26 protein-coding genes and 1 tRNA gene are annotated in these 25,061 nt (G+C 65.5%); 23 read left to right on the plus strand and 4 right to left on the minus strand.

What is annotated here, in order from left to right; genetic code table 11:
• The 13 genes from LC407_RS19355 to LC407_RS19415 all read left to right on the plus strand — a co-directional run bounded on the left by LC407_RS19355 (position 1) and on the right by LC407_RS19415 (position 14,787).
• Positions 1-471 (plus strand): hypothetical protein, encoded by a 471-nt coding sequence (locus LC407_RS19355; RefSeq protein ID WP_223483431.1) that lies wholly within the window; start codon positions 1-3, stop codon positions 469-471.
• Between the two features lie 10 nt (positions 472-481).
• Positions 482-1,618, plus strand: a complete 1,137-nt coding sequence (locus LC407_RS19360) for a hypothetical protein (protein ID WP_080150374.1) — start codon at positions 482-484, stop codon at positions 1,616-1,618.
• Between the two features lie 149 nt (positions 1,619-1,767).
• Positions 1,768-2,463: a phage minor tail protein L gene (locus LC407_RS19365; RefSeq protein WP_025875707.1), complete on the plus strand. Its 696-nt coding sequence runs from the start codon at positions 1,768-1,770 to the stop codon at positions 2,461-2,463.
• A 62-nt stretch (positions 2,464-2,525) separates the two neighbouring features.
• On the plus strand, positions 2,526-3,266 hold the full coding sequence (locus LC407_RS19370) for a C40 family peptidase (protein WP_080150375.1): 741 nt from the start codon (positions 2,526-2,528) through the stop codon (positions 3,264-3,266).
• Entirely contained in the window at positions 3,259-3,861 is a 603-nt protein-coding gene (locus tag LC407_RS19375) for a tail assembly protein (protein ID WP_080150377.1), read from the plus strand. The genes LC407_RS19370 and LC407_RS19375 overlap by 8 nt, the downstream gene beginning before the upstream one ends.
• Entirely contained in the window at positions 3,858-7,346 is a 3,489-nt protein-coding gene (locus tag LC407_RS19380; protein WP_223483432.1) for a host specificity protein J, read from the plus strand. The genes LC407_RS19375 and LC407_RS19380 overlap by 4 nt, the downstream gene beginning before the upstream one ends.
• Complete coding sequence (locus LC407_RS19385) at positions 7,346-7,624, plus strand: hypothetical protein (protein ID WP_033832795.1); 279 nt, start codon at positions 7,346-7,348, stop codon at positions 7,622-7,624. Before LC407_RS19380 ends, LC407_RS19385 begins: the two co-directional genes overlap by 1 nt.
• Position 7,625: 1 nt before the next feature.
• Positions 7,626-8,303 carry a hypothetical protein gene (locus LC407_RS19390; RefSeq protein ID WP_134831864.1) on the plus strand — a complete coding sequence of 226 codons (678 nt, stop codon included), beginning with the start codon at positions 7,626-7,628 and terminating at the stop codon, positions 8,301-8,303.
• 225 nt (positions 8,304-8,528) lie between these two features.
• Positions 8,529-9,989 carry a SulP family inorganic anion transporter gene (locus LC407_RS19395; protein ID WP_223483433.1) on the plus strand — a complete coding sequence of 487 codons (1,461 nt, stop codon included), beginning with the start codon at positions 8,529-8,531 and terminating at the stop codon, positions 9,987-9,989.
• A 7-nt stretch (positions 9,990-9,996) separates the two neighbouring features.
• Complete coding sequence (locus LC407_RS19400; RefSeq protein ID WP_223483434.1) at positions 9,997-10,548, plus strand: hypothetical protein; 552 nt, start codon at positions 9,997-9,999, stop codon at positions 10,546-10,548.
• 210 nt (positions 10,549-10,758) lie between these two features.
• Positions 10,759-11,622, plus strand: a complete 864-nt coding sequence (locus LC407_RS19405; RefSeq protein ID WP_223483435.1) for a lysozyme inhibitor LprI family protein — start codon at positions 10,759-10,761, stop codon at positions 11,620-11,622.
• A 130-nt stretch (positions 11,623-11,752) separates the two neighbouring features.
• Positions 11,753-12,343 (plus strand): lysozyme inhibitor LprI family protein, encoded by a 591-nt coding sequence (locus tag LC407_RS19410; protein ID WP_105163269.1) that lies wholly within the window; start codon positions 11,753-11,755, stop codon positions 12,341-12,343.
• A gap of 41 nt (positions 12,344-12,384) precedes the next feature.
• The gene (locus tag LC407_RS19415) at positions 12,385-14,787 is read left to right on the plus strand and encodes a peptidoglycan-binding protein (RefSeq protein ID WP_059064037.1); all 2,403 of its coding nucleotides are present in this window, start codon (positions 12,385-12,387) and stop codon (positions 14,785-14,787) included.
• Positions 14,788-14,844: 57 nt separating this feature from the next.
• Here LC407_RS19415 and LC407_RS19420 read toward each other — a convergent pair whose 3' ends face one another.
• Positions 14,845-15,423, minus strand: coding sequence for a hypothetical protein (locus LC407_RS19420; RefSeq protein WP_099786226.1), 579 nt, complete (start codon positions 15,421-15,423; stop codon positions 14,845-14,847).
• A 146-nt stretch (positions 15,424-15,569) separates the two neighbouring features.
• Here LC407_RS19420 and dusA point away from each other — a divergent pair, with 146 nt between their 5' ends.
• The 4 genes from dusA (at position 15,570) to LC407_RS19440 (ending at position 19,385) form a co-directional block, all read left to right on the plus strand.
• On the plus strand, positions 15,570-16,601 hold the full coding sequence (gene dusA / locus LC407_RS19425) for a tRNA dihydrouridine(20/20a) synthase DusA (protein ID WP_223483436.1): 1,032 nt from the start codon (positions 15,570-15,572) through the stop codon (positions 16,599-16,601).
• A gap of 212 nt (positions 16,602-16,813) precedes the next feature.
• Positions 16,814-17,182, plus strand: a complete 369-nt coding sequence (locus tag LC407_RS19430) for a hypothetical protein (protein ID WP_025878314.1) — start codon at positions 16,814-16,816, stop codon at positions 17,180-17,182.
• Between the two features lie 72 nt (positions 17,183-17,254).
• Positions 17,255-17,938, plus strand: a complete 684-nt coding sequence (locus LC407_RS19435) for a response regulator transcription factor (protein WP_004136763.1) — start codon at positions 17,255-17,257, stop codon at positions 17,936-17,938.
• Between the two features lie 22 nt (positions 17,939-17,960).
• Entirely contained in the window at positions 17,961-19,385 is a 1,425-nt protein-coding gene (locus tag LC407_RS19440) for a sensor histidine kinase (RefSeq protein WP_032978238.1), read from the plus strand.
• Positions 19,386-19,458: 73 nt separating this feature from the next.
• On the opposite strand, the gene LC407_RS19445 is transcribed toward LC407_RS19440, so the two are convergent.
• On the minus strand, positions 19,459-20,247 hold the full coding sequence (locus tag LC407_RS19445; RefSeq protein WP_223483437.1) for a M90 family metallopeptidase: 789 nt from the start codon (positions 20,245-20,247) through the stop codon (positions 19,459-19,461).
• Complete coding sequence (locus LC407_RS19450; protein ID WP_025878320.1) at positions 20,214-20,489, minus strand: hypothetical protein; 276 nt, start codon at positions 20,487-20,489, stop codon at positions 20,214-20,216. The genes LC407_RS19445 and LC407_RS19450 overlap by 34 nt, the downstream gene beginning before the upstream one ends.
• Before the next feature lie 143 nt (positions 20,490-20,632).
• Between LC407_RS19450 and birA the strand changes: the two genes are divergently transcribed.
• The 6 genes from birA (at position 20,633) to LC407_RS19480 (ending at position 24,086) form a co-directional block, all read left to right on the plus strand.
• Positions 20,633-21,598 carry a bifunctional biotin--[acetyl-CoA-carboxylase] ligase/biotin operon repressor BirA gene (birA, locus tag LC407_RS19455; protein ID WP_093820899.1) on the plus strand — a complete coding sequence of 322 codons (966 nt, stop codon included), beginning with the start codon at positions 20,633-20,635 and terminating at the stop codon, positions 21,596-21,598.
• Positions 21,595-22,326: a type III pantothenate kinase gene (locus LC407_RS19460; protein ID WP_025878323.1), complete on the plus strand. Its 732-nt coding sequence runs from the start codon at positions 21,595-21,597 to the stop codon at positions 22,324-22,326. The genes birA and LC407_RS19460 overlap by 4 nt, the downstream gene beginning before the upstream one ends.
• Before the next feature lie 9 nt (positions 22,327-22,335).
• Positions 22,336-23,169, plus strand: a complete 834-nt coding sequence (locus tag LC407_RS19465) for an SPOR domain-containing protein (protein ID WP_223483438.1) — start codon at positions 22,336-22,338, stop codon at positions 23,167-23,169.
• Between the two features lie 41 nt (positions 23,170-23,210).
• Positions 23,211-23,286, plus strand: a tRNA-Thr gene (locus LC407_RS19470).
• A 55-nt stretch (positions 23,287-23,341) separates the two neighbouring features.
• Positions 23,342-23,662 (plus strand): type II toxin-antitoxin system RelE/ParE family toxin, encoded by a 321-nt coding sequence (locus LC407_RS19475; protein ID WP_059064042.1) that lies wholly within the window; start codon positions 23,342-23,344, stop codon positions 23,660-23,662.
• 46 nt (positions 23,663-23,708) lie between these two features.
• Positions 23,709-24,086: an addiction module antidote protein gene (locus LC407_RS19480; protein WP_025878326.1), complete on the plus strand. Its 378-nt coding sequence runs from the start codon at positions 23,709-23,711 to the stop codon at positions 24,084-24,086.
• 21 nt (positions 24,087-24,107) lie between these two features.
• Here LC407_RS19480 and LC407_RS19485 read toward each other — a convergent pair whose 3' ends face one another.
• Complete coding sequence (locus LC407_RS19485) at positions 24,108-25,043, minus strand: hypothetical protein (protein ID WP_223483439.1); 936 nt, start codon at positions 25,041-25,043, stop codon at positions 24,108-24,110.
• Positions 25,044-25,061: the final 18 nt, after the last annotated feature.

Here is a 25,061-nt window from a genome sequence, read left to right on the forward strand (position 1 = left end):
ATGTATCAACTGACGCACGATCCGGACATCATCAAGTGCACAGGCACCGGAGCGTTCATTCCGCGTGGCCACTGGATGTGGCGAGATTATGAGACGTGGATCCTGGCTGGCAACGCGCCCTCGCCAGCGCCGCCGCCCTACCCGGCGGGTTCCACCGAGCACCTCCATCTGCTGCGCCGCCAGGCGGAGCAATGGATGTGCGAGTACGTCCAGACACTGGGGCATACATCCATAGAAAGCTGCTGTAGCTACATCAGCAGCGTGATCTCGGGACTCTCCTGCGAGGCCCGAGCGATGGTGGCGTGGCGCGATGCAGTCAATCTGGCATTGACAAATCTGACCATCGCATCGCCCGAAGATGCGCAGACCTGGGAACAGATCAGGCAGAGACTACCGCAGCCGGAGACATTCGACTGGGTGCGCGGGACTTCCGACAGCGGTCCGCCGGAGCGCGGGCCCACAGGAATCTAGAGGAGCGTTCATGGCAAGAAAAATCATCGACCTCGATACCATTCAAGCGAATGGTAAGCGAGGGGAAACGCAGCGCCCGGCGTTTACCAAGATCAACGACAACTTCGCCGACGTCTACGCAGGCCTGGAGGGCGTGCAGACCGCCGTGGACGGCCTGGACAGCCGAATGGCAGGCCGCAACCGCCTTATCAACGGTGACTTCCGGGTCTGGCAAAGGGGTACGGCGTTTTCCGCATCTACCGGTGCCCGTCCTATCGCCGATCGCTGGCTGGTGAACTCGCACGCGACCACTCTCTCTGCATCGCGCGACGACATTGCGGCAGGCGGTGGTGCGGCGGGAAGGCTGATCGCAGGTTCCCGTCACCTGCTGAAGCTCGTCGTCGAAAGTGTCGCCGGCGCCGACAGCATGGCACTCGTCCAGCAGCGCATCGAGGACGTGCGTACGTTCGCGGGAAAACGCGTCACCATCAGCTTCAAGGCGCGGGCCACGGTCGACAACTTCAAGGTGGGCCTGGAATTTCAGCAGTCGTTTGGCACCGGCGGCTCAACGGCTCGGGACAGCATCGGCGGCGGCGTCACGCTCGATACGATGTGGCGCTGGCACCAGTTGACCGTGGATGTGCCTGGCATCGCAGGGCAGACCCTGGGCGCCGACAGCTATCTACAGCTCAGCCTGTGGCTGGACGCGGGCGCGAACTTCGCAGGTCGCGCGTTCGGGGCGGGACAGAAGAGTGGCGTGGTCTATCTGGCTGAAATGCAGGTCGAGGAGGGTGACACCGCGACCGATTTCGATCGCCGGCCCGAAGCGCTTGAACTGTTGCTGTGCCAGCGCTACTACGAAGCAGTTGATGTGAACCGGATCCTGGGAATCACTTACACCGCCAACGGCGATTCGCGCGCCTGCATCCCGTTCAAGGTACGCAAGCGCGTGGCGCCCAGGATCACCTCGCCCTCCACCGCGCTCAACCTGGTGGGCTTCGGCTCCGAAGGCAGTCTCATCAACTTCAACGGCGGCGATCCGGGCTGGCAGTCCACCGTGGACGCGGCCGTGTTGTCCTCGATGTCCAACAACATGCAGCAGTACGGAGCGGTCGTGGTGTGGTCGACCACCTCCCAGGTTCTGGTGCACGCAGACGCGGAGCTCTGAGCCATGAGCGCAATCACGACCGAAACCGGCCGCGTCAGCGGCTTCACCACCAATGCGTCACTGCGCCCCGGACACCGTGTGATCGTGCCCTGCGGTCAGCCGTCCCATCCCGTACCGCCTTATCCCGCCACCGCTCAGGAGCGCACCTCATGATCACCGCCGATGCCCAGCAACTCGAGCCGGGTGGCCGCATTACCGTCTTCGAACTGGACGCCAGCAGTTTCGGTGCCGACCAGCTGTTCTTCCACGCGCACCTGCAGAGCGGTGTGATCATCTGGCAGGGGCAGGAGTACGGCCCCTGGCCGATCGAAGCCAGCGGCTTTGAACGAACCAGCGACCAGCCGCCGAACCCGAAACTCCGGGTCAGCAACATCGATGGCCGCATCACCGCGATGTGCCTGCTGTTCGATGATCTGGTCGGCGCCCGTGTCATCCGTCGGCAGACGCTCGCCAAGTACCTGGATGCAGCCAACTTCGAAGAGGGAAATTCCAGCGCCGATCCGGCAGAGCACTTCCCCGACGAGGTCTGGTTCATCGAGCGCAAGGTCGGTGAGGACAAGCAGACGGTGGAGTTCGAACTGACCACGGCCATCGATCTCAACGGCGAACAGCTGCCCGGCCGGCAGATCATCGCCGGCATGTGTGGTTGGCTGGTACGCGGTGGCTACCGCGGCCCCTACTGCGGCTACAACGGTCCGGCGGTTGCCGATGGCGACGACGTGGCCACCGATGACCCCGCCCGCGACCAGTGCGGGGGCCGTGTGCGCAGCTGCAAGATGCGTTTCGGCCAGGACAAGCCTTTGCCCTATGGCGGCTTCCCGGCGGCCGGCCTGCTCCGCTCCTGATCCAGCGCTTCCGATTCTCCACTTCCAGGCCCGCTCGCGCGGGCTATTTTTTTGGGTGAAACATGCAACCAACAACCCTGCAGGCCATCCAGGCACATGCCGTGGCCGAGTACCCGCGCGAGTGCTGCGGGCTGATCGTGGCCATCGAAGGCCACGAGCACTATCTGCCGTGCCGCAACCTCGCGGGCACACCCAGTGAACACTTCCGCCTGCCGGCCGAGGACTATGCCGTGGCCGAGGACAAGGGCGAGGTGCTGGCCCTGGTGCACAGCCATCCGGACGCAGCTGCCACACCGTCCGACGCGGATCGGGTGATGTGCGAGCACAGTGGCCTGACCTGGCACATCGTCAGCGTCGGTCAGGTGGATGGCGAGGCACCCGAATGCGGTGACCTGCAGACCATCCAGCCGAACGGCTATGTTGCGCCGCTGGTCGGCCGCCAGTTCGCCCACGGCGTGCTGGACTGCTACAGCCTGGTGCGCGACTTCCATGCGCGCGAACTAGGCATTTCCTTGTCCGACTACACCCGCGACGACGACTGGTGGGACAAGGGCCAGGACCTGTACAGCCTTGAACGACTGCATGCGGAAGGCTTCGACCTGATCGAAGGCGAACCGCGGCGTGGCGACATGATCCTGATGCAGATCCGCTCGCCGGTGACCAATCACGCCGGCGTCTACCTGGGCGACGGGCAGATGCTGCATCACCTGCACGGTCGTCTTTCCGAGGCCGTGCCCTACGGCGGCATGTGGGCCGAGCGCACCCGTTGCATCGTCCGCCATCGCGAGGTGCGCCATGACTGACCGTCTTCGTACCATCCGCCTGTACGGCAAGCTGGGCGCGCGCTTCGGGCGCAAGTTCCGGCTGGCGGTGAACAGCCCGGCCGAGGCCGTGCATGCCCTATGCGTGATGCTGCCTGGCTTTCAGCAGTACCTGATGGGTGCAAAGGCCAAGGGTATGGAGTTTGCCGTGTTCAACGGTAAACAAAATCTCTCCCGGGAGCAGTTGCACGACCCGCCGGGGCAGGATGACATCCGTATTGCGCCTGTCATGGTGGGCAGCAAGCGGGGAGGAATCCTGCAGACCATTCTCGGTGTTGTCCTGATCGTCATTGGCGTTTACATGAACATCGCTGCTGCGGGATCAGGTATGGGATTCGTCCAGATGGGTGTTGGCATGGTTATCGGCGGCGTCACCCAGATGCTCTCCCCGCAGCCAAAAGGCCTGGGCGCAAAAGATAGCCCCGACAACGCCCCCAGCTACAGCATGAACGGCACCGTCAACACCCAGGCGCAAGGCAATCCTGTCCCGGTGGCCTACGGCGGGCATGACAAGAAAGGCATGTTCATCGGCTCGGCCGTGATCAGCGGCGGCATCCTGGCGGAGGACCAGTTTTGAACCAGATCATTCATTCCGCACAGCGTGAGCGCAGTGCACCCATACCCACACTGGTGGGTGCAAAGAAGGGCGCCAGCAATGCACGCACGCCGGTGGAAACGCCGGACAGCCTGCACTCGATGGCAGTGGCCCGCATCATCGACCTCGCCAGCGAAGGCGAGATCCGCGGTCTGGTCGCCGGCAAGCAGTCGATCTACCTGGACCAGGTGCCGATCGAGAACCCGGACGGCACGCTGAACTTCTCCGGCGTGGACGTGCAGACGCGTTCCGGTACCCAGGACCAGGAGCACATCAGCGGCTTCCCCTCGATCGAGAATGAAGTCGGCGTCAACGTCGAACTGCGCAGCGATGCGCCGGTGGTTCGCACCGTGTCCGGTGCCGATCTGTCGGCCGTGCGCATCCGCTTTGCGGTGCCCGCGCTGCAGAAGACCAACACCGAAAACGGTGATACCGAGGGCTATCGCATCATGTATGCGGTGGACCTGTCCACCGACGGCGGCCCGTTCAGCACCGTGCTGAACGACGCTTTCAGTGGCAAGACCACCAGCCAGTACGAACGCAGCCGCCGCATCGATCTTCCGGCGGGAAGCCAGTGGCAGGTGCGCATCCGACGGCTGACCGCGAACGCCAACAGCAGCACCATCGCTGATACCGTCAACGTGCTGTCGATGACCGAGATCATCGATGCCAAGCTGCGCTATCCCAACTGCGCGCTGGCGGCGGTGCAGGTCGATGCCAGCCAGTTCCAGAACATTCCCACGCGCTCGTATCAGCTGTGGGGGCGCATCGTACGCATTCCGTCCAACTATGACCCGCTCACCCGCGTCTACAGCGGTGTGTGGGATGGCACCTTCAAGAGCGGCTGGACCAACAATCCGGCGTGGGTCTTCTTCGACATCGTCACCAACGATCGCTTCGGCCTGGGTCATCGCATCCCGCTGGACTGGGTGGACAAGTGGCGCCTCTACCAGATCGCCCGCTACTGCGACGAACTGGTCAGCGATGGCCAGGGCGGCAGGGAGCCGCGATTCACCTGCAGCCTGTACCTGCAGACCCGCGCTGAGGCATACAGGGTGCTGCAGGACATCGCCACCATGTTCCGTGGCATCAGCTTCTATGCAGCCGGCCAGGTCATGGCTTCGGCCGACATGCCCAAGGACCCGCTGCTGACCTACAGCCAGGCCAATGTCATCGAGGGCCGCTTCCACTATGCGGGCAGCAGCCGCACGGCGCGGCACACCGTCGCTCTGGTGTCCTGGATCGATCCGGATGATTTCGGCCGGCAGAAGGTCGAAGTGGTGCAGCACCTGCCGGGGGTCGCCCGCTATGGCATCAACCAGACCGAAGTGACGGCGGTGGGTTGCCATTCGCGTTCGCAGGCGCAGCGCGTGGGCAACCACATCCTGCACACCGAGATGCTGGAAACCGAGACGATCAGCTTCTCGGTGGGGCTGGATGCCCTGGGTTGCATGCCCGGCGACATCATCCAGGTGGCCGACCCGAACCGCGCCGGTCGCCGCAACGCAGGGCGCATCCGCAGCGCGGGTGCGCGGACCTTGGTGCTGGACCAGCCGCCGGAGAAGATTGAAGCCGGTGATACCCTGCGTGCGACGCTGCCCAATGGGCATTCCGAAGCACGTACCGTGCAGTCGGTTGATGGCGAGACGGTCACCGTCACCGCGCCGTGGTCGGCAGTACCGGTCGCGCAGTCAGTCTGGGCACTGGAGTCGCCGGAGCTGGCGCTGCAGCAGTACCGCGTGCTGTCGATCAGTGAAGGCGAAGAGCTGACCTACCAGATCACCGCGCTCAAGCATGTGCCGGGCAAGTACGCCGCCATCGACGATGGCACGCGCCTGGAGCAGCCGCCGATCAGCATCGTGCCACCCAGTGTGCAGCCGCCACCCGCGAACGTGCGGATGGCCTCGCATGTGGTCGTCGACCAGGGTATCGCCACTTCCGTACTCACCATCGAGTGGGACGCGGCGGACAAGGCGATTGCCTATGACGTGGAATGGCGTCGTGGTGATCTCAACTGGGTCCGTGCCGGCCGCGTGGGTACGCAGAGCCTGGAAGTGCGCGGCATCTACGCCGGCCAGTACCTGGCCCGGGTTCGTGCAGTTAATGCGCTGGGAGCGGTGTCGCAGCCGATGGTCAGCGCGCTGACGACGATTGAGGGCAAGACCACACCACCGCCGTCGCTCTCATCGTTGACCAGCATCAGTCGCCCCTTCGGCATCGCACTGTCCTGGGGCTTCCCCGAAGGCGCAACCGACACCGAGCGTACCGAACTCTGGTACAGCACCGGTCCCAATCGTGAGAGCGCGATCAAGCTCGGTGACTTCGCCTATCCGCAGGCCCAGCACCAGATGAACGGCCTGGCAGCGGGCGCGCGTTTCTGGTTCTGGGGAAGGCTGGTGGATCGCAGCGGCAACATCGGCCCTTGGTATCCCCTTGATGTCGGGGTGATCGGCGAATCGAGCAGCAACCCAGACGACTACGACAGTTACTTTGTTGGCCGCATCAACGAAAGCGCGTTGGGTCAGCAACTGAGGGGCAAGATCGAGCGCCTCACCGGGGTGCTGCCGCTGGTCTGGGACGCGGCGGCGACCTACGCCCCAGGCGAGTCCGTCATCCACGACGGTCGGATCTGGAGCTGGCAGGGCAGCGCCGCAGGCAACGAAACGCCACCGGGCAGCCACTGGAAGGACATCGGCGACGCTGTTGCTGAAGCGGGTGCCATTGTTGGCCGTGTCGATCAGCTTGAGATGGATGTCACCGACGTGGATGGCAAGGTGGCCGCACAGGGTCAGAAGGTCGACGGATTGTTCGCCCAGGTCAGTGACCACAGCGCGGGCGAGGAGGACTACAACGTCGGTGAGAACGACGTTACTGCTGGCGCCATCACCGTCTACAGCGTTATGGCCGAGAAGGACGCGGCATTGGCCAAGCGGGTGGATACGGTCGAGGCATCCATCGATGGTGTGCCTGGCAAGATTGAAGGTGTCAGCGCGGCCGTGCAGCAGGTCTCGCAGGCGGTGGTGAACCTGGATGGCAAGGTCAGCGCGACCTATACGGTCAAGGCGCAGATCACCAGCGCTGGGCAGATCTACATGGCCGGCATGGGCCTGGGCGTCGAGCAGCAGCCCGATGGCAGTTACCAGAGCCAGATCCTGATGCAGGCCGATCGGTTCGCCCTCATCAATGAAAGGAACGGGCAGATCACCACGCCTTTCGTGGTCGAGAACGGACAGACCTTCATCAGCCAGGCATTGATCGGCAACGGCAGGATCCAGAACGCGATGATCGGCGATTTCATCCAGTCCAACGCAGTGGGTGCCCGAGGGCAGCCCCGCTGGCGGTTGGACAAGAGCGGTGCGATGACCATGACCGGCCCCGACAACGGCGGCTATCTGACCATCGTCAACAACGTGATCCAGGTATTTGATGCAGCCGGAACGCTGCGCGTGCAGATGGGGGTGTGGTGATGCCAGCAGGAATCCAGGTCTTCAACGCCGATGGCAGCCTGGGCTATGACCCGCAGGGCCGGTTGTTCCGCGTGCTTGCACGCGTGCAGTACAGCACGGTCGACGGCAGCGCCCCCTTCTCTCGGCAACCGGAGGATACCGATCTAACAGCGGTCGCTCGCGGCTGGTATGCCCCGGATTTCACCATCGATATGGCCTCGGGCACCATCAGCTGGCGCCATGTCAATGTTCCTCTGAAGGACCGCTATCCAGGCACTGTCGAAATATGGGCGCGCTGACATGACCGCAGGAATCAAGATCATCAATGACTGGGGCACGGTGCTGATCGACGATGCCTTCCCGACACTGGCGATGCTCGCTCAAGGTACCGCTACGCTGGACAGTGAAGGCAGCCGCTACATCGGCAACCATGCTGGTTCCGTGGCCGTGCGCTCGACCGCAGTGGTGGGCAGCCAGTACTACAACCAGATCGATGGCTATCCGGCCGGGCTGTATCTGTTCGGTCCACCCGGCGCGGTGGTGCAGTGGTATGTCTACGCGCCGCCACAGGAACCGCCGAGCAGTTTTGGCCTGATCATCCGTGACAGTGCTGGCCGGCTGATGTTCGACGCAGGCAGGAAGGCCGCACGGGTGGCAGGTCTGCGTTCGGCATCGACGCGCCCCGGGTGGCAGGGCAGTGCACAGTTCGATCCTGGTCGGGCGTGGGCGGTGATGCCTCTGGTCTCCGCGTTCGATTCGGTGAATTCGTTCCGGCGATGGGGCGATCCACAGGAGTACCTGCAATACGAGGACGTAAGTGTTTCCGGAGGGGCAGTGATTGGTGGCACCATCACGTTCGGGATGACGTCCACGGCTCGTCGCACCTATGGTCCCTACTATGGGCTGCCTCTGCCGACCGGGTTCACCTATACCGGGAACAACGCGTCCCTCGCAGTGCTCGACGTCACCGGCTACTAGCGCCGCCAGCGCATAATGTCGGATGCAAAGGAGCCGGGCGGCCATTTGAGCCGCCCGGCCCCTTCCCGTAGACTGCGCCCCTTCCACGCTCCCCGACGACGCACTGCAGTGATCACGCCACCCTGACCCTTGCCGCCCCTCGGCAGCCGGCCCAACCGGCTCAGGAACCCGCGTCTTTCACTGCAGCGCCACGTGGCCCAGCCCGCGTGTGCGCGGAGTTTTCCCATGCAAACGTCTTATCCCCTGCGCCAGCAATGGCTCGGCAACCTCCGTGGTGATCTGCTGTCCGGCACCGTCGTCGCCCTGGCACTGATTCCCGAAGCCATCGCGTTCTCGTTGATCGCCGGCGTCGACCCCAAGGTCGGCCTGTATGCTGCTTTCTCCATTGCCGTCATCACCGCGATTGCAGGCGGCCGCCCCGGCATGATCTCTGCCGCCACCGGCGCGATGGCCCTGGTGATGGTCGACCTGGTCAAGGACCACGGCCTGCAGTACCTGTTTGCCGCCAGCATCCTGGCCGGCCTGCTGCAGGTGCTGGCCGGCGTGTTCAAGCTGGGCTCGCTGATGCGCTTCGTCTCGCGCTCGGTCATCACCGGCTTCGTCAACGCGTTGGCCATCCTGATCTTCCTGGCCCAGATGCCCGAGCTGATCGGCCGCGGCCCCACCGTGTATGTGCTGTGCGCCGCCGCGTTGGCGATCATCTACCTGCTGCCGCGCATCAACCGCGCAGTGCCTTCGCCGCTGGTGGCGATCATCGTGCTCACCGCCGTGGTCATCGGCTTCGGCATCGATGTACGCAGCGTGGGCGACATGGGCCAGCTGCCCGACAGCCTGCCGTACTTCCTCATCCCCGATGTGCCCTTCACCTGGGAAACGCTGCGCATCCTGCTGCCGGTGTCAGCCACGCTGGCGGTGGTCGGCCTGCTCGAATCGATGATGACCCTGCAGATTGTCGAGGACATCACCGAGACGCCCAGTGAGCGCAACCGCGAGTGCGTCGGCCAGGGCCTGGCCAACACGGTCACCGGTTTCCTCGGTGGCATGGCCGGCTGCGCGATGATCGGTCAGTCGGTGATCAACGTGACCTCCGGCGGTCGAGGCCGCCTGTCCTGCCTGGTGGCCGGCGTGCTGCTGCTGGTGCTGGTGGTATACGGCAGCGACCTGGTGCGGCAGATCCCGATGGCCGCACTGGTGGCGGTGATGATCATGGTCAGCATCGGCACCTTCAGCTGGCGCTCGCTGCGCGACCTGCGCACGCATCCGCGCAGCTCGTCGGCAGTGATGCTGCTGACCGTGGTGGTCACCGTGGCCACCCACGACCTGGCCAAGGGTGTGCTCAGCGGCGTGCTGTTGTCTGCCCTGTTCTTCGCCCGCAAGGTGGGCCGCATGCTCGACGTGCAACGCGAAGACGTTGCAGACATGGACATGCAGGTCTACCGCGTGCGCGGCCAGGTATTCTTCGCCTGCGCCGGACAGCTGGGTGCGGCGTTCGACTACCAGCACGTGGCGCCGAAGGTACACATCGACCTGCGGGAGGCCCACCTGTGGGACCTGACTGCCGTCGCCGCGCTGCAACGCGCGCAGGAAAAGCTGGCCGCGCATGGCGCCGAAGTCAGTGTTGTCGGCCTCAACGCGGCCAGCCAGACGCTGATCGAACAGGTGGGGGACAGGGGCGGTGCGTACTGATGGCCGCTTGCTGTTTTCGCTTGCAAGTTTTCTGATTGAGGCCTGCCTTCACCGGATGCACTGTGATTTCGTGCATTCGGCACAGATCGGAAAAGGACGAGAGATGATCGCAATACGCGTGTTTCCGGTACTTCTGTACTCCGCACTGGGTCTTGGCTTGACGGCGCTATCGCCCAGTGCGGTTGCGACCTCGCCCCGCATCGTTATCGAACATGTTTCCCACCACCGCGCAGGAACCGCTGAGGCGGCGGCGATCGCACGGTGGCTGGACAGCATCCCGGATGCGGATCGGCGGACGATGGAGCTGGGCACGATTACGGTGCAGCAGCGCCGGCCCCCCTCCGATGCCTGGGCCTCTGCCGCAGTGGCCCCTCCCGTTCCGCTTCCGGCCTCGGGTGCTGCCGGTGAGAAGATCACCATCACCAATGAGCTTCCCGGTGGCTTCGTGGAAACCTGGACGTTCCAGTGGGTTGCGGGAGAGGGTGGGGGCGGTTGGAAGCAGACCGATTACGAAACGCACGCGCCGATCGTGCAGCCTGATCGGCCCAACGAGCTGTGACGGAGCGGTGGTGGCCGGTCGCAGCAGGCCACCACCGCTCCAAAGTTGGTCGCGTCAGGTTTCTGCGGTGCCGTCCGCGCAAGCTGAATTCAGTCAGCCATCTGAAACCGCCGCTGTCGTAGGATCTGCACCGTGATCGGGGCCGATGGACGGACCCTCCCGGCCGGCACCCGCTGGCCACAAGCAAGGGAGATGCAAGCAATGCAGGTAATGGATGCCCATGGGGGCAATGAACAGATCGCCTCCGGCCGTCGGTACTGGAAGGTGCTGGCCCTGTGCCTGGTGCTCACCGCGTGCCAGGCGCCTTCTACCCCGGCATCGGCCGAAGCGGCGGCCGCTCCGGTTCCGCTCGCCGCGGCAGCGCCGGCAGCGCCCCCCCATGCAGTGACCGGTGATTCCTCTCGGTACCCGGATGCGTCCTACACGGACGGTCGCCTGCGCCCGGCTTATGGCTGGTGCGTGGATGGCGTGGAGGATGCGGGCAAGCTGCAGGCCTGCGGCAAGGATGAACTGGCCTATCAGGAAGGGCGCCTGCAGGAGGGTGCCAGCAAGACTGTGACCGGGCTCGACGCTGCTGCGAAGCAGGCGTTCCTTGCCACCCAGGCGACCTGGCGCAGCGATACCGACCGTCATTGCTCCGCTCCGACCAATGCCGGTGTGGATGACCTGAAGGCACAGGAGTGCCGCCTGTTCCGCGTGGCCAACCGTGCCGACGCATTGATGGCGCAGAGCGGCCCGCCCGATACCTCCTACACCCAGGCAACGCTTCGCCCGGAATTCATCCGCTGTGTGCAGCAGGCCCGTGGCATGAACGACCATATCCAGGCCTGCGGCGATACCGAGCTGGCCTACCACCAGATGCAGCTGCAGGCCGAAGTGGCGCGCCTGATGAACGGCCCCGACAGTCCGGCCAAGGACCGCTGGATGGACGAACAGGCCACTTGGGCCGAGGACACCGACAAGCGCTGCAGCCCGGCTACAGAGAGCGTGGGCCAGGCGCTGGACGCGCAGTCGTGCCTCATCAACCGCTACGCCAACCGCGCGGTGGAACTGCAGGCGCGCGAGCGCCGTTGATGTCCGGCTGAAACCTGAATTCAGTCAGGCACCGGCATTCTGCGCTGGCGTAGCATCCTCACCGTGATGGGGCCGATGGACGGCTCCTCTTTGCCGACCCACCCGGCGACTCACCAGGGAGAAGCAAGCAATGCAAGCCTTGAGCGCGCCTGCGCGCATTGATCGATCCGCCTTTGAAATCCGACGCGGAATTGCGCTGGTGCTGTGCCTGTTGCTGGGCGCCTGCCAGGCCCCTTCGGCCGACAGCGCCACGGTTGCCGCTGCCGCCAGCGCAGATGAGCCCACACCGGCAGCCACATCGACACCGGCCAGCGCGACGCCTGCAACTACAGCCGCCGATGCCGACGCGGATGCCGATGACTTTCCCGCGCCGCTGCCCGATGCCTCCTACACCCAGGCCAACCTGCGTCCTGCGTACACCCGTTGCGTGGACGCCAGCGAAGCGGTGACAGCACGCCTGCAGGCATGTGGCGACGAGGAGTTGAGTTACCAGGAAAACCGCTTGGCCGAGATCGTCGCCGGTGTCGTGGCAAGTCCCGACAGCAAGGCCAAGGATGACTGGATGGATGCGCAGGCTGCCTGGTGGTCGGACACCAATCGCCATTGCCGCTGGGATCCCAAAACCGATGGCCAGGGCCAGAGGCTGGACGCGCAGTCGTGCCGCATCAACCGCGTGGCCAACCGCGTTGACCAGCTGCAGGCCGCTGCACGCAGCAAGTGACCTCAATCCACCGCATTGCCAACTGAGAGGAGTCCTTCGACATGGATGTAGTGACCGATGCAAGGAAGGCGATGGAACACTGGCATCGCGGCCAGACCTCCGCCCGTTTTGAAACCGACAACCGTGGTCCAGGCTGGATTTCCTCGGGCAAGGGTGACCATGGCGGCGTGTCCTATGGCAGCTACCAGTTCGCCAGCGCCGTTGGCGGGGTGGACGAGTACCTGAAGTCGTCCCGCTATGCGGACCAGTTCCACGGCCTGAAGCCTGCGACGGAAGCCTTCAGCGAGCGCTGGAAAGCGGTGGCCGCACGCGACGAAAAGGGCTTCGCCCAGGAACAGCACGATTTCATCCAGCACCAGTATTACGACGTGCAGATGGATCGCCTGAAGAAGGTCGGCGTGGACCTGCAAGGTCGCGGCCCTGCCGTGCAGGACGCGCTGTGGAGCACGTCGGTGCAGTATCGCAACATGACCCGTGGTGTATTCCAGAATGGCCTGAAACAAGCCTATGGTGATGATTACAAGCTGTCCGAGCTGAGTGACGAGCAGATTGTCAGGGCCGTGCAGGATTACAAGCACGCCAACGTCCAGCGCCATTTCGAGAGCTCGCCCAAGCAGTGGGATTCGCTGCGCGAGCGCACGCTCAATGAAAAGTCCGAGCTGGTTGCGCTGGCGCGCTACGACAGGATCAACCACGACCCGCAGCCGTACCAGGGCAAGACCTACGAACAGGCGTTCGGCGAGCCGGCGCATCGTCAGTCCGCCGCGCGCCCGGCGCGTGCACCGATGGCCGACGGTGTGCTGGTGCAGGGCGAACGCGGCAATGAAGTGCTCGCGCTGCAGCAGAAGCTGGCGCAGGCCGGCTACACCGGTGTGGATGGCAAGGTGCTGAAGCCCGACGGCGATTTCGGCAGCGATACCTACCACGCGGTGCGTCAGTTCCAGAAGGCGCATGGGCTGGAAGAAGATGGCAAGGCGGGGCGTGACACGCTTTCTGCACTGAACGCCGGGGTTCGCCCACCCGCACAGACACCGGCACCGCCATCGGTACCCTCGCCAGAACGCCACGAGCCGAAGGCGCCCTCTACGGATGGTGCGCCGGTGGCGGCCGCCCCCGGTGGCGGCCGCATCACGGTGATCGAGCCCTACGGCAATGTCACCAGCAACCGCACGCTGGCCCACGGCATCAGTGGCGAAACGGCCTATCGCGAACTGAAGATCCATCATCCCAACACCAATGCCGAAGCCGTGCGCACCGGCGATGCCCGCAAGGCCGACCGCCAATCGGGCATGGTCGAAGGCGAGATGGAGAACATCCGCACACGTGAGGACAAGAATGACATTCCGCTGGTGCGCAAGGACCTGATCCTCACCGATCGCCTGGGCAGCCGCGATGTGATGATTCCGAACCCGGTGGCCGGCTACGCGCAGTTCAACAAGGACGCGACCAATTCGATCAGCCTCTACAGCCACCCGGCCGGCGATCCGCGCCGTGAGCTGGTAGGCCAGGTGCTGCACGGCGCCGCCGGCACGTCGCCCTACAAGAACGGTGACTTCGTCGAGTATGGCGCCCCGCTGATCCAGCAGTCGAACGCCGGCAGCAAACCGGTGCATGCGCATATCGAAGTGGAGCCGGCGCAGTTCCGCCGCTACCTCGGCGACATGCTCAACGACCGCATCACCCTCGGCGGCAAGGTACACGCGCAGGGGCCGGAAGCAGCGCAGGCCGCACGCGCCACGCAGCAGGCGCCGATGGCCGACGGCATGCTGGTGAAGGGCGAACGCGGCGATGAGGTCAAGGCGCTGCAGGGCAAGCTGGCCGCGTTGGGTTACACCGCCGCCGACGGCAAGGCGCTGGGCACCGATGGCATCTTTGGCAAGGACACGCTGGCAGCGGTCAAGCAGTTCCAGGCCAACAACGGCCTGGAGCAGGATGGCAAGGCCGGCCGCCAGACCCTGGCGCGCCTGGACGACCCGGCCGCAGTGAAAGCCGGCGCGCAGACCGCCGCCGCCCCGGCACGCGCCGAACCGACCGCACCGGCAGCGCCCAGCATGCGCGATCCTTCGCATGCCGAGAATCCGCGCTTCAACCAGGCCCTGGAGAAACTACAGGAGCTGCAGCAGCAGCGCGTGCAGGCTGGCCTGTGCCCGCTGTTCGCCAATGCGCAGGAAACCGAACGCGCCGCCGGCCAGCTGGCCTACGAGAGCAAGGTCGCCGGCATGCGCCAGATCGACCATGTGGTCGCACGCCCGGATGGCAGCGGCTTGTTCGCCGTGCAGGGCAATGTCGGCGACCCGGCTGCGCAGCGCACCTTCGTCGACAGCCGACAGGCCGTGTCGCAGTCGGTCGAGGCCAGCACCCGCCAGACCGAGGAACTGGATGTCCAGTTCAACCAACGCGTGCAGGAACAGCAGCAGGAGCAGGTGCGCAACCGCGGCCTGTAAGCCTGCTGCACTGTGGCCGAAGGCTCCGGGCCCAACGACCCGGGGCCTTCTGTCGATTCATTCTGCAGGGTCGACCCGCCGGTACACCCCGAACTGGGTCCTGCGCTGGCCCATCGGGATGATCAGGGCCAGCAGGACCGCGCCTCCGTCCACCTGCTTCACCACCAGATCGTTTTCCACCGTGCAGGACAGTTCCACGCGCGACCAGACGCAGCCGGCGCCGGCCTCGCCCGGTTTGCACGATGACCACCGGTTGATGACCAGCTGTTCTCCTTCGGCGCTGTAGCTCTTGCTGGAAGCGCTGCCTGCAGCCTCGATGCCGGTGCCGTCGGCGGCATGGAAGCGGGCCACCAGCCGGCTCGCCTCCTGGCGGATCGTGACCTGGTGGATGTCCTTGTTGTAGACGCCAAAGAGCCTGGAAAGCGCGCCGATGGGCGCATTTTCCTGTCCGGCCGACAGGTAGGACGGCCGGTTGTCGAAGGTGGCGCCTTCGGTGAAGTCGCATCGTGGGCCGGGCTTGATCTCCGCAAGGCGCGTGTCGCGGACGCTGCTGCAACCACTGCCCAAGGCCAGTCCCGCCAGCAGGGTGAGGCAAGCGAGGCCAGAGCCCGCCAGCGAGGATGCAGTCGGTTTCATTGTGGCTTCCCTTCCAACAGATGCGGTGCAACAGGAACTCGCGTACCGAGTATCCCCACGCAAGGGCGGCAGCGGCAACCCGGCCTGCATCCCCGGCTGCCCGCCGCCATTCATCCGCCCGGTGTAAACTATTGATCTCACTGGCAATGCCAGTCTCCACGATCAACCGCCCGATGACGTCCGCCACCGCCCGTTACGCTGATTCCCTGCGCCTGTCCGTCGCTCCCATGATGGACTGGACCGACCGCCATTGCCGGGTGTTCCACCGCCTGCTGGCGCCGGGTGCGCGGCTGTACACCGAAATGGTGCACGCCAATGCGGTCATCCATGGCGATCGCCAGCGCCTGCTCGGTTTCGATGTCAGCGAACAGCCGCTGGCACTGCAGCTCGGTGGCAGCGATCCGGCGCTGCTGGCGCAGGCCGCGCGCATCGCCGCCGACTGGGGCTACGACGAGGTCAACCTCAACTGCGGCTGCCCGTCCGACCGCGTGCAGGCCGGGCGCTTTGGTGCCTGCCTGATGCGCGAGCCGGTGCTGGTGGCCGAATGCGTGTCGGCCATGGTCGAGGCAGTGGACATCCCGGTGACGGTGAAATGCCGCTTGGGCGTGGACGAAGACGACAACTACGAGGTATTCGCCAGTTTCGTCGATCGCCAGGTCGAGGCCGGCGCCGCGATGGTGGTGGTGCACGCCCGCAATGCCTGGCTGAAGGGCCTGTCGCCGAAGGAGAATCGCGAGGTTCCGCCGTTGAAGTACGACTGGGCCTACCGGCTGAAGCAGGAGCGCCCGGCACGGCCGGTGGTGCTCAATGGTGGCCTGGCCAGCATCGAGGCGGTGCAGGCGCAGGCCGCGCACGTCGATGGCGTCATGCTCGGTCGCGCGGCCTACCACGACCCCTACCTGCTGCATCAGCTGGAAGCGCTGCAGACCGGCGCGCCGCTGCGTCCGCGCGGTGAGCTGCTGCGCGCCCTGCGCCCGTACATCGAAGCCCGCCTGGGCGAGGGCCTGGCCCTCAAGCACATCACCCGCCACATCCTCGGCCTGTTCCACGGCCAGCCCGGCGGCCGCGCATTCCGCCAGGTGCTGAGCGAGGGTGCCCATCGCCCCGGTGCCGACTGGGCACTGGTCGAGCAGGCGCTGGCAGTCACCGGACGCGAAGCCGACCGCGCCGCTGCGTGACGTCAGTCACATTCCTGACTTGACAAGGGCGGCCGTTTCGTCCCGAATGTTCACTTAGCTGAACAACGGTCTGGAGCATCTGGAAAAGTTCAGACCGGATTCACTGCCCGAAACCAAGAATTTGCAAAAGATTTGTAAAACGCCGGGTTCCATTCCGGTGCCCGGATTTACGACTTTTGAACGAATCGCCGTGCTCGGCTAGGATCGCATCGATGTCTTCCGCTCCCTTCCACCGCTGTATTGCCCTGGCCACCTGCGTGGTCCTGGCGGCTGCCCCGCTGTCTTCGGCGCTGGCGCAGGACCCGCAGCGGGAACAGGGGCGCGCAGAAATGATGGAGCGTGGAGGCCGTGGCGCCAGCAACGAGCGCTCGCTGTCCGATGCCGTGCGCCGCGTGCAGCGCACCACCGGTGGCCACATCCTGGGCGCCGAGCGTGTGCCGTTCGATGGTCGTGACATCAACCGGGTCAAATACATGGACGACCGCGGTCGGGTCCGCTACATGGATGACCCCGCCCCGGCACGTTCACAGCCGCGCACGCCGCGGTCGGATATGTCATCACTACGCGGCGATAACCCCTGAACAGGGATAGTTGTCGCTATCAACCCGTACCCACAGGCCTCCGGGCCGCACCCAGCACACTAGGGAGAGTTCATGCGTATCCTTCTGGTCGAAGACGAAGCCCCGCTGCGTGAGACCCTGGCAGCCCGGCTCAAGCGCGAAGGTTTTGCCGTCGATGCAGCGCAGGACGGCGAAGAAGGCCTGTACATGGGCCGCGAAGTGCCGTTCGACGTCGGCATCATCGACCTTGGCCTGCCCAAGATGTCGGGCATGGAGCTGATCAAGGCCCTGCGCGACGAAGGCAAGAAGTTCCCGGTGCTGATCCTGACCGCGCGTTCGAGCTGGCAGGACAAGGTCGAGGGCCTGAAGCAGGGCGCCGACGATTACCTGGTCAAGCCGTTCCATGTGGAAGAGCTGCTGGCCCGCGTCAACGCGCTGCTGCGCCGCGCCGCCGGCTGGAGCAAGCCGACCCTGGAATGCGGTCCGGTTGCCTTGGATCTGGCAGCGCAGACCGTCAGCGTGGCCGGCAGCAATGTCGACCTCACCAGCTACGAGTACAAGGTGCTGGAGTACCTGATGATGCATGCCGGTGAACTGGTCTCCAAGGCCGACCTCACCGAGCACATCTACCAGCAGGACTTCGATCGTGACTCGAACGTGCTGGAAGTGTTCATCGGCCGCCTGCGCAAGAAGCTGGACCCGGATGGCGAACTGAAGCCGATCGAGACCGTACGCGGTCGTGGCTACCGCTTCGCGATTCCGCGTAACGAGGGCTGAGGCCTTCAACAGGCGATAAACGATGTCCGGCCGTCTGTGGTTCTTCCGACGCTGGCGGCCGCGCTCTCTGCAGGCGCGCCAGATGTTCGCCGCGTCAGTGGGTCTGGTCGCGTTCCTGGCCCTGGCCGGTTACGCGCTTGATGCCGCCTTCGCCGATACGGCGAAGGCGAACCTGCGCGAGCGCCTGAAGAACTATGCCACCGCCTATGCGGCCGGCATCGACTTCACCCGCGACCGCTCGCTGTACATCCGCGAGCAGCCGCCGGATCCGCGTTTCGACGTGCCCGGCAGCGGCCTGTACCTGCAGGTCGTCATGCCCGACGGCAAGGGCAATTCGATGTCCGCCGAAGGCCCGATGCTGCCCACCGTCGGCGGCGGCCTGCTGGCTCCGCGCCAGGAAGTGTTCGAAGGCCCGCTGCCGATGATCCAGATCGACGGCAGCCAGGGCTCGGTGTATCGCTATGGCCTGGGCCTGGTGTGGGATGCCGACGCCGACCCGGCCACCGAATTCCCGTACACCATCTACGTGATGGAAGACTCGCGCGCGCTGGGCGCGCAGCTGCGCGTGTTCCGCAGCCGGGTCTGGTTCTACCTGGGCGGCATCGGCCTGATCCTGCTGCTGCTGCAGACGGTCATCCTGCAGTGGAGCCTGCGCCCGTTGCGGCGGGTGATCACCGAACTGACCAAGGTCCAGCGCGGCGAGACCGAGCGCATGAGCGAGCGCCACCCGCGCGAGCTGGAGCCGTTGACCGACAGCATCAATGCCTTCATCGAGGGCGAGCGTGAGAACCTGGAACGCCAGCGCAATACCCTGGCCGACCTGGCGCACAGCCTGAAGACGCCGATTGCGGTGCTGCGTACGCAGATGGACAGCGGCGCCGGCGATGGCGCCCTGCGCGAAGAGCTGGACGTGCAGCTGCAGCGCATGAACAACCTGGTGTCCTACCAGCTGGCACGCGCGGCCTCGTCGGGCCACAAGCTGTTCTCGGCACCGCTGCCGATCGAATCCAACGCCGAGGAAATCGTGCGCGGCCTGGAGAAGGTCTACGCGTCCAAGGGCGTGCTGTGCGAATTCGATATCGACCCGGCCGCGCGCTTCCACGGCGAACCGGGTGACCTGCAGGAGCTGCTGGGCAACCTGCTGGAGAACGCGTTCAAGTGGGCCAAGCGCCGCGTGCTGCTGACCGCGCAGCCGTTGCCGGCGCCGAATGCGCGTCGCGCCGGCCTGCTGCTGGCGGTGGATGACGATGGCCCGGGTATTGCTCCGGAGGACATCGGCAAGGTGCTGCAGCGTGGCGTGCGCGGCGATGAGCGCGTACAGGGCCACGGCATCGGCCTGTCGATCGTGCAGGACCTGATCAAGGACTACCGCGGCGAGCTGCAGGTGTCCCGTTCCAGCGAACTGGGCGGCGCCCGTTTCGAAGTGCGGCTGCCGCCGGGGCCGTAACGATCCGTTGCGACCCGATCCGGTCGACGTAGACCCTCGGGTAGCGCCGGGCCATGCCCGGCGGACGGATGAATCACCCGACCATTGCCGGCGGCTCACCATAGAACCGCCACAGATGCGCAGCCACCTCCGGCAACGCTTCTGCCAGCAGGTCCGGCGCAGAGAAGTGGTACTCGCTGGCCACCGCGAAGAACTCTTCCGGCGCCTCGGCCGCATACGGATCGATCCGTGTTTCCACGCCGGCATCCACCTGCGCACAGAACGCGTCGTACGATTTCTGGAAGTCAGCAGCCCACTCGCGTTGCCACGCACGCGGCAACGGCGGCGTGCCGTCCATCGCACCGTCGAGCGCATCCAGCTTGTGCACCATTTCATGCACGGCCACGCAGTAACCCTCATGCGGTGCTGCCAGGTCGGCCTGCACATCGGCCCACGAAAGAATCAACGGACCGCTGTCCCACGACTCGCCAATCAGCTCGTCATCCCACTCGTGCAGTACGCCGGCAGCGTCCATATGGCTGCGATGCACGCGGAACGCATCGGGGTAGACGATCAGCTGCGACCAGCCTTCCAGCCCCACCTCGCCGAACTCCAGCAGCGGCAGGCAGCACAGTGCGGCCAGCAGCACGCCATCGGCCGGCTGCAGCTGCAGGTCACCGATCGGGGAAATGGTCTTCTCATGCAGGAAGCGCGTGGTCAGCGCGCGCAGGCGTGCATGCCGTTCGTCGTCCAGGCCGCGCAACCACGCTGCGCGGTGGCAGGCATCGTTCCAGTGTGCGTCTTCGATCGGTCGCGGCGCGGGCCGCAACCACTGCAGCAACGACTTGATCAGCGGAACATACCCGGCAGGTAGCTGTGCCACTTCGGCGCACGGATGCGCTGCAGTACATCGTCGTCACCGCCACCGCCGCTGCTGGTCGCGGCGGCCGGACGTACCGGTGCCGGCTTGGCGGCCGTCGCTGTCGGCGCGTTGGTCGGTGTGCGCTGCGAGGCTGCATCGCTGGCCGAGTAGACGCAGGCGCCACGGCTGTCATCAAGCGCTGCTGTGGCAGATGCCGCGAAGGGCATCGTCAGCAGGATCAGGCAATGGGCATAACGGCGCATTGACGACATCCACGTTAAGGGAAGGTGAGTTCCCGATTCTAGCCCGAACCCGGCGCCAGATTGGAAGCCCGCCGGAACCGGGGCCGGCGGGCGCCGCTGGCGGGTTTCCCGCATAATTCCGTCCTGACCTTGTGGAAGCTGCCGTGGACGATCGCCAATTGCTGGCCAAACTCGCTGCCGGTCGCCTGTCCGGCGACGCCCTGGCCCGTGAGCTGGGCCAGACCCGGGCCGCCATTTGGAAGCGAATTCAAGGGCTTAGAGCCGCTGGCGTCGAGGTTGAAGGTCGCGCAGGCGAGGGCTACGGGCTGACCCGGCCGGTCGACCTGCTGGACGCCGGGGCCATCCGCGCCGGCCTGCCCAAGGAGGCCGCAGCATTGCTGCACGACCTGCAGGTGGCCTGGACGGTGGACTCCACCAACGCCGAATTGCTGCGCTGCAGCGCGCCCCAGCGCGGTGTCAGCGTCCTGTTGGCCGAGCGCCAGACTGGCGGCCGTGGCCGTCGCGGGCGCACCTGGGCGTCGCCGCTGGCCGCCCATGTGTATCTGTCGGTGCTGCGCCTGTTCGAGGGTGGCCTGGGCCGTTTGGCCGGGCTGAGTTTGGTCGCCGGCGTCGCCGTGGCCGAAGCCCTGCACGATCTGGGCTACACGCAGGCGCAGCTGAAGTGGCCGAACGACGTGCTGGTCGATGGCCGCAAGCTGGTGGGCCTGCTGGCCGAGGGTGGTGGCGAATACGCCGGCCCGGCGCGTGCAGTGATCGGCATCGGCATCAACGTGCACATGCCGCCGGCCTTCGCCGAACAGATCACCCAGCCGTGGGTGGACCTGGACACACTGGCCGGCGCTTCGGTGGATCGCAACACGGTGGTGGCGGCGGTGCTGGCACGCCTGCTGCCGGCGCTGGAGGAATTCGACCGGGAAGGGCTGGCGCCGTTCCTGCCGCGTTACGCAGCGTTCGACATGCTGGCCGGGCGCGAAGTGCGCGTGCAGCTGGATGGCGAATGGCAGCACGGTACCGCGCTCGGCTTGGCTGACGATGGCGCGCTGCGCGTGCGCATCGATGGCCGCGAGCGCCTGCTGCATGCCGGCGAAGTCAGTGTGAGAAAAGCATGAGCGACTGGTTGTTCGATCTGGGCAATTCGCGCTTCAAGTTCGCGCCGTTGCAGGGTGATCGTGCCGGTGATGTGCAGGCCTGGGCGCATGGCGCCGAAGGCATGGCCGGGCAACCGCCGCACAGCCTGCCCAGTGGCGGCACCGCGTTTGTGGCCAGCGTCGCCGCGCCATCGCTGACCAGCGCGATGCTGGATCAGCTGCAGCGCCGCTTCGAGCACGTGCATGTGGTGCGCACCAGCGCCCAGTGTGCGGGTGTACGCATTGCCTACGCCAAGCCGGAAAAATTCGGTGTCGACCGCTTCCTGGCGCTGCTGGCTGCCGCCAAGGCACAGCGGCCGGTGCTGGTGGTCGGTGTCGGCACCGCGTTGACCATCGACCTGCTGGATGCCAACGGCCAGCATCACGGTGGACGCATTTCCGCCTCGCCGACCACCATGCGCGAGGCGCTGCACGCGCGCGCGGTGCAGCTGCCGGCCAGCGGCGGTGACTACAGCGAATTCGCCAACGACACCGCCGATGCGCTGGCCTCCGGCTGTGATGGTGCCGCCGTGGCGCTGGTTGAGCGCAGCGCCCGCCAGGCACAGGCGCTGTTGGGCGTCATGCCGTCGCTGCTGGTGCATGGCGGTGGTGCACCCGCGCTGATGCCGCTGCTGGACGGCGCCGACTATCACCCCTCGCTGGTGCTGGATGGCCTCGCCCGCTGGGCGGTGCACCAGCCCGCAGGCTAGTATCGGCGCATGCTGACCCGTGCCCTGATCGTCGTGCTGGCGATCCTCAATCTTGGTGTTGCCACCTGGTGGCTGTTGCGCGATGAACCCGCGCGCGCGCCGTTGCCACCGCCCCCGACCGGCGTGGCCGAGCTGCGCTGGTTGCCCGGTGGCACCGATGCGGCCGTGGCCGCGCAGGCCTCGGCAGCGGCACCCACTGAAGCACTGGTGGAGCGTGAGGCGGCGCCGGCTACCGCAGTGGCCGCTGCACCCGCACCGGCAGCGGCGACACCTGCAGCACCCGGCAAGCCCGCCGAACTAGTGAAGGCGCCTGAGCCGATGGCCGCCGTCGCCAAGCCAGCGCCGGAACCGGTGGCTGAGAAACCCGCAGCCCCGGCAGTACCGCCGCGCTGCCTGGCGCTGGGCCCGTTCGCCGACCGCGCCGCTGCCAGCGCTGCGCAGAGTCGTGCGGGCAACCTGTTGAGCCAGGTGCGCCTGCGCGAGCAGCCCGCCGCCAGCGGCAGCGCCCGTTACCGCGTGCTGCTGCCTGCCGCCGCCAGCCGCGATGACGCACAGGCCACGGTCAAGCGCATCGTCGCTGCCGGGCTGAGCGACTACTACATCATCAGCCAGGGCGACGAGACCAACGCCATTGCGCTGGGCCAGTACCGCAACCGCGAGGGCGCCGAACGGCGCATGGCTGCGGTGCAGGCCGCCGGCTTCCAGCCGCGTCTGGTGGCCAGCGGCGATGCCGGCCAATGGTGGCTGGAAGGGCAGCTGGCCACCGGCAGCGAACCGGCCCAGGCGCTGCAGCGCAGCGGTGCCGCACAGCAACGGTCGCTGGAATGCACGCGACTGCGCTAGAATTCCTAAACCACGGCGCTGCCGTCGGCGTTTCACCCCGTGCCGCTTTAGCTCAGTTGGTAGAGCAACTGTCTTGTAAACAGTAGGTCATCCGTTCGATTCGGATAAGCGGCACCATCCACTGACTGCGATCAGTGCAAGCAATCCAGTGGCGTTCCCCACTTGATTTGCCATGGCCGCATGTGTCCATTATAGTGGACATGTGGCGAGAATTCAGACAACCACTGAGTTCAACAGTTGGCTCAACGGTCTGCGTGACAAGCAGGGCCGTCAGCGCATCGCTGTACGCATCACACGGCTGGCGCTGGGTAATCCCGGCAAGCACCGGGTGCTCGCCGGCGGTATCGCCGAACTGAAAATCGACTTCGGCCCGGGATACCGCATCTATTACACGCAGCGCGCGGGGATTACCTACATCCTGTTGTGCGGCGGCGACAAAGACAGCCAGTCACGCGACATCGAGCAGGCCCGCAAGCTCGCCAGTCTGCTTTGACCACGTGGCTGCAGCGTATACGCGACAGAAGATGAGGCAGACCGTCATGAACAACAAAGTACAGCTGCACGATTGGGACGCTGCTGAACACCTGCGCGATGAAGAAGACATCGCTTTTTTCATCGAAGCCGCGCTGGAAGAGGCTCCCGATGACTCGGCCTTCATCGCATCCGTACTGGGTATCGTGGCGAGAGCACGGAACATCTCAGATCTTGCACGCTCTACGGGAATCGCCCGCGAAACGCTCTACAAGATGCTGCGTGGAGAAGGAAACCCAACCATGGGCAACCTCAGCAAGCTGGCCAGATCGCTCGGGTTCCGTCTGAGCCTGGTACCGGTCGACAGCAACGGCAAGCCGATCAAGGCGAAGTCCAAAACCAAGCCAGGCAAGACCACTTCGAAGAAGGTGAAGAAGGTGGCGTGAGTTGGCAATGTTCGTGTGCGATCAACGCGTCCCCGGATCACCCGGCACCAGGTGTCGCCACGGAAACACATCCTTGGCGAAATGGCTGACATAGCCCCCCGTCGCGGCCTGGATGACCATGAACGACAACCGTGGGCGCATGGCCTGCAGCGTCTGCAGCTGCGCCACATCCAACGCGCTGTTGCGCAGCCGGAAGGTATGCAGCGCATCGAAGGCATCGCTGGCGAACAAGCGCTCATAGGCCGCGAAAGGCGTGACCGCTTCAGCCACGCGCGCGTCGGCCCAGGAGAACTGCAGCTCCGTCGATTCGCAAAAATCCAGCAGGCCCAGGGCAGGTAGTTTGCGTGATTCGGCAAGGTTGTGGATGAAGCGGTGCGTGTCAGAGCCACCGCCGATGCGCAGGCTGTGCAGGTGCGGCAGCGGCACCTCGAAGAGCGCGGCGTCCGGTGCAGTCGGCACCACCAGTTCGCTCAGATACGGTGCCTTGGAAACGAAGCGGGCGATCTCGCCGTCTTCTTCCATGATGGTGCCCGCGCGCTGCACCAGCGACATGTTGTGGTCGGCCGGTTCTGTGGGGGAGATCGACAGCGAGCGCAGGCGTGGAAAACGCACATCGCTATCCAGCAGCGCGGTGAACTCCCACTCGCGCGTGCCATTGGCCCCCTCGTCCGGGCCGGTGAACGACAGCGACATGATCGCATCGGCCACGCCCTGGTCGGACAGGCAGGCCAGCGTCCACGCGAATGGCTCTTCCCATGGGTTGCCGAAGAACTCCACGTGCAGGCCGCCGTACAACGGCGCCACGGTCACCCGTTCCTGCAGCGCTGCCCACAGCGGGCCGGCCGGGTCCTGGATATCCAGTTCATGCTCGGCGGCACTGTCCAGATTGAAGGCATGGATGCGTTGCTGCAGCGCCAGCAGCTGCTGCTGCGCGTGGTCGAAGGGAGGAGCTGTCATGTGTGCATACCGGACGTC

The sequence above is a fragment of the Stenotrophomonas sp. OVS01A genome, assembly GCF_019969775.1.
Classification (GTDB): domain Bacteria; phylum Pseudomonadota; class Gammaproteobacteria; order Xanthomonadales; family Xanthomonadaceae; genus Stenotrophomonas; species Stenotrophomonas indicatrix.